Annotated in this window: 6 protein-coding genes and 1 pseudogene; 4 read left to right on the top strand and 3 right to left on the bottom strand. The window is 73.1% G+C overall.

From position 1 onward, the window contains the following. Nucleotides 1-168 precede the first annotated feature (168 nt). Together RIN80_RS16260 and RIN80_RS16255 are read right to left on the bottom strand one after the other, a co-directional pair. On the bottom strand, nt 169-972 hold the full coding sequence (locus tag RIN80_RS16260) for a sugar phosphate isomerase/epimerase family protein (RefSeq protein ID WP_309096317.1): 804 nt from the start codon (nt 970-972) through the stop codon (nt 169-171). A gap of 194 nt (nt 973-1,166) precedes the next feature. Continuing rightward, nucleotides 1,167-2,216: a LacI family DNA-binding transcriptional regulator gene (locus RIN80_RS16255; protein ID WP_309096318.1), complete on the bottom strand. Its 1,050-nt coding sequence runs from the start codon at nt 2,214-2,216 to the stop codon at nt 1,167-1,169. Between the two features lie 278 nt (nt 2,217-2,494). Here RIN80_RS16255 and RIN80_RS16250 point away from each other — a divergent pair, with 278 nt between their 5' ends. From RIN80_RS16250 to RIN80_RS16235, 4 genes are all read left to right on the top strand, one after another. Next, nucleotides 2,495-3,646: a Gfo/Idh/MocA family oxidoreductase gene (locus RIN80_RS16250; RefSeq protein ID WP_309096316.1), complete on the top strand. Its 1,152-nt coding sequence runs from the start codon at nt 2,495-2,497 to the stop codon at nt 3,644-3,646. Then, nucleotides 3,643-4,812: a dihydrodipicolinate synthase family protein gene (locus RIN80_RS16245; protein WP_309096315.1), complete on the top strand. Its 1,170-nt coding sequence runs from the start codon at nt 3,643-3,645 to the stop codon at nt 4,810-4,812. Before RIN80_RS16250 ends, RIN80_RS16245 begins: the two co-directional genes overlap by 4 nt. 35 nt (nt 4,813-4,847) lie before the next feature. Then, nucleotides 4,848-5,645 (top strand): sugar phosphate isomerase/epimerase family protein, encoded by a 798-nt coding sequence (locus RIN80_RS16240; protein ID WP_375141713.1) that lies wholly within the window; start codon nt 4,848-4,850, stop codon nt 5,643-5,645. Nucleotides 5,646-5,803: 158 nt separating this feature from the next. Continuing rightward, on the top strand, nt 5,804-6,988 hold the full coding sequence (locus RIN80_RS16235; RefSeq protein WP_309096313.1) for a hypothetical protein: 1,185 nt from the start codon (nt 5,804-5,806) through the stop codon (nt 6,986-6,988). Here the strand turns inward: RIN80_RS16235 and RIN80_RS16230 are convergent. After that, a pseudogene (locus tag RIN80_RS16230) lies at nt 6,954-7,153 on the bottom strand (EamA family transporter); the annotation flags it as partial. The gene RIN80_RS16235 and the pseudogene RIN80_RS16230 sit on opposite strands and share 35 nt — an antisense overlap.

Here is a 7,153-nt window from a genome sequence, read left to right as displayed (position 1 = left end):
GGGGGGGAGCCGGGCGGGCGCCCGCGCGGCGCAGGGCGTGCCCTGCAGTGAGCCGGGGGCGCCCGGTGTGGGCAGCCGCCCAGCGCGCCGCAGGGCATGCCCTGGAGGTGAGCCGGGCGGGCGCCCGGTGTGGGGAGCGGTTGCCGGGCGGGATCGTCGCGGGGCTCGTCAGGCCGACTCGTTGAGGAGCCTGCTCAGGTGCTCGCGGCCGGGGCCGAGCAGGTCCGGCAGCGGGGCCGCCCCCTCGTACCAGCGCTTCTCGTACTCCCAGCACAGCCAGCCGTCCCAGCCGTGGCGGGAGAGGATCTCGACGCATTCGGCCAGCGGGAGGACACCCTCGCCCAGGGGCAGGGGCGTGGTGTCGTCGGCCGAGACGATGTCCTTCACCTGGACGTAGCCGAGGTGGGGGGAGAGGGCCGCGTAGGACTCGGAGGGTTGTTCGCCGCCGAGCCAGGTGTGCATGACGTCCCAGAGCGCGCCGACCTGGCGGTGGCCGACGAGGCCGAGGACGCGCATGGCGTCGGCCGCGGTGCGGTGGGAGTCATGGGTTTCCAGGAGGATGCGGACGCCGAGGTCGTTCGCGTACTCGGCGGCCGTGCCCAGGCGGCGGGCGGCCGTCGCGTCGGCCTCCTCGGGGGTCTGGGTGTCGGGATCACCGCCGGGGAACACGCGGACGTACGGGGCGCCCAGGTCGCGGGCCAGGTCGAGGAGGGCGCGGATCTCGGCCAGGACGGGCTCGTCGTCGCCGGGCGCGGCGACCCGTGCGTAGCCCGCGAGACCGAGGAGTTCCACGCCCGAGCCCTTGAACTCGGCCGCCACCTCGGCCCGCCGGGCCGCGTCGAGGCCGGGGTGGACCGGTTCCTCGGGGTGGGTGCGCAGCTCGACGCCGTGGTAGCCGTGGGTGGTCGCGAGTCGCAGGACGTCGGCCAGGGGCAGGCCGGGGACACCGAGGGTGGAGAACGCCAGCTTCATGTGGACGGACCGTTCCTAGTCAGTGGGCAGGAGTGGGTCTTGTACCCATACCAGATCACTGCGGACATCCCGAACGGTGCCGGATGCCCTGGTCGCCCGCGCTGTCGCCGCATCCGGCGGCACGCATCCCGTGCGTGGTCCGGGAACACGGGGGCGGCGTGCGGCCGGAGGTCGCGGCCTGCGCAGGCGGTACCTCAAGAGGTCCGCGGCGCCCCGGAGGACCCCCGCACCATCAACTCCCCCCGCACCGAGGCGATCCCTCCGGGCGGCGCCTCCTCGCGCCCCATGGCGATCCGCCCGGCCCGGGCCCCGGCCTCCGCCAGCGGCAACCGCACGGTCGTCAGCGAGGGCACCGCGTCGATGCTGAACGGCAGGTCGTCGAAGCCCGCCACCGACACGTCCTCCGGGATCCGCAGCCCCGAGTCCCGCAGCGCCGCGCACGCCCCGAGCGCCACGGAGTCGTTCGCCGCGACGACCGCCGTCAGCGACGGGTCCCGCCTCAGCAGCTCCAGCGTCGCCTCGTAGCCGGAGCGGCGGTCGTAGCGTCCGTGCACCGTCCAGCGGGGGTCCTCCTCGATGCCGTGCGCGGCGAGCGCGGCCCGGTGGCCCTCCAGGCGGTGCCGGGTGGTGGTCCGTTCCTCGGGGCCCGCGATGTAGCCGAGCCGCCGGTGCCCGAGCCCGATCAGGTGCTCGGTGAGTTCCTGCCCGCCCCCGCGGTTGTCGAAGGTCAGCGCGATCGCCCCGGTCTCCGGGGCCGGCGGGCGCCCGCACAGCACGACCCGCGTCCCGGCGTCCGTCAGTTTGCGCACCTTCGCGTCCATGGCCGCCTTGTGCGCCGCGTCCTCGATGGCCCCGCCGGTCAGCACCACGGCCGCGGCCCGCTGCCGCTGCAGCAGCGTGAGGTAGGTCAGTTCCCGCTCCGGGGAGCCGCCGGTGTTGCAGACCACCGCGAGCCGCTCCCCGCCCGCGCGCCCGCCCGGCCCGCCGAACTCCGCCTGGATCGCGCTCGCCATGATCCCGAAGAAGGGGTCGGCGATGTCGTTCACCAGGATCCCGACCAGGTCCGAGGTGGCGGCGGCCAGGGCGCTCGCGGGGCCGTTGAGCACGTAGTCCAGCTCGTCGACGGCTTTCAGCACCCGCTCGCGGGTGGAGGCCGCGACGGGGTAGTTCCCGTTCAGCACGCGCGACACCGTCGCGGGCGAGACCTGCGCGCGGGCCGCCACGTCCGCCAGGGTCACCGTCATCTCGTCGTCCTCCGGTCGCGCATCTCGTCGTCCGCCCTCGTACACATGCAGACCTGTGGCCATGGTTCCGAGCAGACCTTAAGCCCCCGGCCCCCGGTTGTTCGCCCCCTCGAACAACTCGTCCTGGTCACGGTCTTGTCCGGACCGCCGTCAGAGGCTAGCTTCTTCCTGTATAGAAAGCGCTTGCTGTCACGCTCACCAGTCCACGGGCGGTTCACCGGCTCCGCGGTGACGGGTGGGGCGTACGCGGCGCGACGACCGCGTACGAAGGGAACGACGTGACACGCAAGACGGTGCGTATCGCCATGAACGGCGTGACCGGGCGCATGGGCTACCGCCAGCACCTGGTCCGCTCCATCCTGGCCCTGCGTGACCAGGGCGGCCTCGACCTCGGCGACGGCACCGTGCTGTGGCCCGAGCCGATCCTGGTCGGCCGCCGCGAGCACGCGCTGCGGGCCCTGGCCGAGCGGCACGGTCTCGAGCACGTCTCGACCGACCTGGACGCGGTCCTCGCGGACGAGACGGTGGACATCTACTTCGACGCCCAGGTCACCTCGGCCCGCGAGGAGGCCATCAAGAAGGCCGTGGCGGCGGGCAAGCACATCTACACCGAGAAGCCCACGGCCACCGGACTGGAGGGCGCCCTCGAACTCGCCCGGCTGGCGGACGAGGCCGGCGTCAGGCACGGCGTCGTCCAGGACAAGCTGTTCCTGCCGGGCCTGCTGAAGCTGAAGCGCCTGATCGACGGCGGTTTCTTCGGCCGGATCCTGTCCGTGCGCGGCGAGTTCGGCTACTGGGTCTTCGAGGGCGACTGGCAGACCGCGCAGCGCCCGTCGTGGAACTACCGCGCGGAGGACGGCGGCGGCATCGTCGTCGACATGTTCCCGCACTGGGAGTACGTGCTGCACGAGCTGTTCGGCCGGGTGAAGTCGGTCCAGGCCCTCGCCACCACGCACATCCCGCAGCGCTGGGACGAGAACGGCAAGCCCTACGACGCCACGGCCGACGACGCCGCCTACGGCGTCTTCGAGCTGGAAGGCGGCGCGATCGCCCAGATCAACTCCTCCTGGGCCGTGCGCGTCAACCGCGACGAGCTGGTGGAGTTCCAGGTCGACGGCACGGAGGGCTCGGCGGTCGCCGGGCTCAGGAACTGCCGGGTCCAGCACCGCTCGGCCACGCCCAAGCCGGTGTGGAACCCGGACATCCCCGCCACGGAGGTCTTCCGCGACCAGTGGCAGGAGGTCCCGGACAACGCCGAGTTCGACAACGGCTTCAAGGCCCAGTGGGAGCTGTTCCTCAAGCACGTCTACGCCGACGCCCCCTACCACTGGGACCTGCTGGCCGGTGCCCGCGGTGTCCAGCTCGCCGAGCTGGGCCTGAGGTCCTCGGCCGAGGGCCGCCGCCTCGACGTGCCGGAGATCTCGCTGTGACCATCCGACTCCCGGGCCCGGGCGGGGCGCTGCGCACCTACGAGCCGCGCACCGAGCCCCTGGCCGTCACCGCCGGCACGCCCTTCACCTCCCGTACGGTCTTCTCGGCGGCGCACGTCGTGGCCGACCCGTACGCGGACGTCTCCCCCGACTCGCCCGCCGCCGTCGACTGGGACGCCACCCTCGCCTTCCGCCGCCACCTGTGGTCGCACGGGCTGGGCGTCGCCGAGGCCATGGACACCGCCCAGCGCGGCATGGGCCTGGACTGGGCGGGCGCGGCGGAGCTGATCCGCCGCTCGGCGGCCGAGGCCGAGGCGGCCGGCGGCCTGATCGCCTGCGGCGTCGGCACCGACCAGCTGCCGGTCACCGAGTTCGGCCACCCGTACGGCCTGGCGGAGATCCGGGCCGCCTACGAGGAACAACTCGCCCTCGTGGAGGAATCGGGCGCCCAGGCGATCCTGATGGCCTCGCGGGCGCTGGCCGCGGTCGCCAAGGGGCCGGAGGACTACCTGGAGGTGTACGGGCACCTGCTGCGCCAGGCGTCCGAGCCGGTGATCCTGCACTGGCTGGGCCCGATGTTCGACCCGGCGCTGGAGGGCTACTGGGGTGCCACGGACCTGGACGCCGCCACCCGCACCTTCCTGGACGTCATCGCCGCGCACCCCGACAAGGTCGACGGCGTCAAGGTCTCGCTGCTGGACGCCCAGCGGGAGATCGACCTCCGCCGCCGCCTGCCGAAGGGCGTGCGCTGCTACACCGGCGACGACTTCAACTACCCGGAGCTGATCGCGGGCGACGACCAGGGCTTCAGCCACGCCCTGCTCGGCATCTTCGACCCGCTGGGCCCGCTGGCGGCCGAGGCGGTGCGGGTCCTGGACACGGGTGACGTGCCGGGCTTCCGGGCACTGCTCGACCCCACGGTCGTGCTGTCCCGCCACCTCTTCCAGGCCCCGACCCGCTTCTACAAGACGGGCGTGGTGTTCCTGGCCTGGCTGGCCGGGCACCAGCGGCACTTCACGATGGTCGGCGGTCTGCAGTCGGCCCGCTCGCTGCCGCACTTCGCCACGGCGTACGAACTGGCCGACGGCCTGGGGCTGTTCCCGGATCCGAAGCTGGCCGAGGAGCGGATGAAGACGTTGCTGAGCGTGTACGGGGTGGACCAGTGAGCACATCCGGGTTGGACCGTTTCTCCATCAACCAGATGACGGTGAAGCAGCTGTCGCTGCCGGAACTGGTCCAGGCCTGCGGCGACCTGGGCGTCCGCAACGTCGGCCTGTGGCGTGAGCCGGTGCGGGCGCACGGTCCGGAGGCCACGGCGAAGCTCGTGCGGGACGCGGGCCTGACGGTGACAACGTTGTGCCGGGGCGGCTTCCTCACCGCGATCGACCCGCGGGAGCGGGCCGGGGCACTGGCCGACAACCGTCGCGCGATCGACGAGGCGGCGACGCTCGGCACGGACACCCTGGTGCTGGTCTCGGGCGGGCTCCCGGCGGGTTCGAAGGACCTGCACGGGGCGCGGGAACGCATCGCGGACGCCCTCGCGGAGCTGGGGCCGTACGCGGAGCGGCACGGCGTCCGCCTGGCCATCGAGCCGCTGCACCCGATGTACGCCTCGGACCGCTGCGTGGTGTCCACGCTGGCCCAGGCCCTGGACCTCGCGGAACGCTTCCCCGCGCACCAGGTCGGGGTCACGGTCGACACGTACCACATCTGGTGGGACGACACGGCCCCCGCGCAGATCGCCCGCGCGGGCCGGGGCGGGCGCATCCACACCTTCCAGCTCGCCGACTGGACGACCCCCCTCCCGGAGGGCGTCCTCACCGGCCGCGGCCAGATCGGCGACGGCGCGATCGACATGCGCGCGTGGCAGGGGTACGTGGAGGACGCGGGGTACTCCGGGCCGATCGAAGTCGAGCTGTTCAACGCCGGGTTGTGGGCACGGGACGGACGCGAGGTCCTGGCCGAGACGGCGGAGAGGTTCACCGCCCACACCCGCTGACCCGCCGGCGCACCACGGCCGCCGCCCGTCCTCGTGCGGGCAGGGGCGGCGGCCGTCGCTCCGGATGCAGGCGTCTTCGGGGCGTGACACGCTGTTCTCAAGGACTCGGCCGGCCGTACCGCTCTCTCTTCCCCTCACTCCTGATCCGGAGAGCAGCCATGGCCGATTTCCATGTGAACACCACGACCGCCGGCGACCAGTTCCAGCCCGCTGTGGACGCCCTGTTCGGCACGCAGTACCTCGAACTGTGGTCCGACGAGAGCGACTTCGCCATCAAGGGCCAGTTCCTGGGCACCGACGGGGACAAGCTCGGAGACGAGATCGCGGTCAGCAGGCAGCCCGCGGAGGGGCAGGGGGTGCGCCCGCTGTGGCCGTCCGTGCTGTCCGCCGGGATCAGCGGTCAGTTCGCCGTCTGGCTGGAGACCCCCTTCAACGCGCCTCCGCCCGCCCCGTCCGTGAAGCTCCAGCGGTTCGCGGAGGGCCGGATGGCCGGTCCGCAGACGCTGGTCACCGCGGACGCGGATCCGCGGGTCCGGCCCTCCCTCACCTTCATGATCGACGGCGGGGTGCTGGTCACCTGGGCGAGCCCGCGGGCCGACCAGCGCATCCGCGCACGGCGGTACCGCCCGGACGGCAGCCCGGCGACCCCGGAGTTCACGGTCAGCACCACCGAGGGCTTCCACGAGAAGCCCGCCGCCACGGTCCTCGCGGACGGCAACGTGGTCGTCGCCTGGTCGACCGACCCCTCGTCCGTCGGCGGTGGCCGGCTCACCCTGCGGTTCTTCGACTTCGAGGGCACCGCGCTGACGGAGGAGATCCGGCCCAACGTCGGGGGCTTCACCGGTGTCAACGGGCTCACGCTGCTCGACACCCGGCGCTTCGTCGTCACGCACATCGCACCCGCGCAGAACAGCGATCTGGGCCAGCCGCAGACCACGGTCGCGGCGAGCGTCTTCGAGGCCGACGGCACGGAACTGTTCGACATCACGGCAGGCTCCCCGGTGGGCTTCACCCGCACGTCACCGGCCGTGTCCCACCTGCCCGACGGGCGCTTCCTGATGACGTGGATCGAGCGGAGCGCCGACACCTTCGACACGGTGCCCACGGTGATGGCGAAGGTCTGCTCGGACTCGCAGGGTTCACTCGGCGACAAGGTGCAGGTCAGCACGGCGGCCGCCGGGCGGCGGTTGCACACCTGCGCGGCCACGGCCTTCGGCGACGGCCCGGAGAGCGCGCTCGTCACCTGGGCCGACGACAGCGGCCTCGACGGCGATCCGGGCCTCGGCGTGCGGGCGCGCGCCTATCACGTCAACGGGCCCGGCCTGCTGGTCGACGCGTCCTGACGACCGTCGCCGGCGCCGTGGTGGGCCGGGTGCGGCGCGGCGTCAGGGACGTCAGCGCCACCCCGCCCACCAGCAGGGCCGCCGCGCACCACCGCAGGGGGCTCACCGGCTCGTCGAGGAACAGCGCCGCCGACGACATGCCGAAGACCGGGACGAGGAGGGAGA

It is taken from the genome of Streptomyces sp. (genome assembly GCF_031181705.1).
In the GTDB taxonomy this organism is placed as follows: Bacteria; Actinomycetota; Actinomycetes; order Streptomycetales; family Streptomycetaceae; genus Streptomyces.
This window is presented reverse-complemented; position numbering and strand designations above follow the sequence as displayed.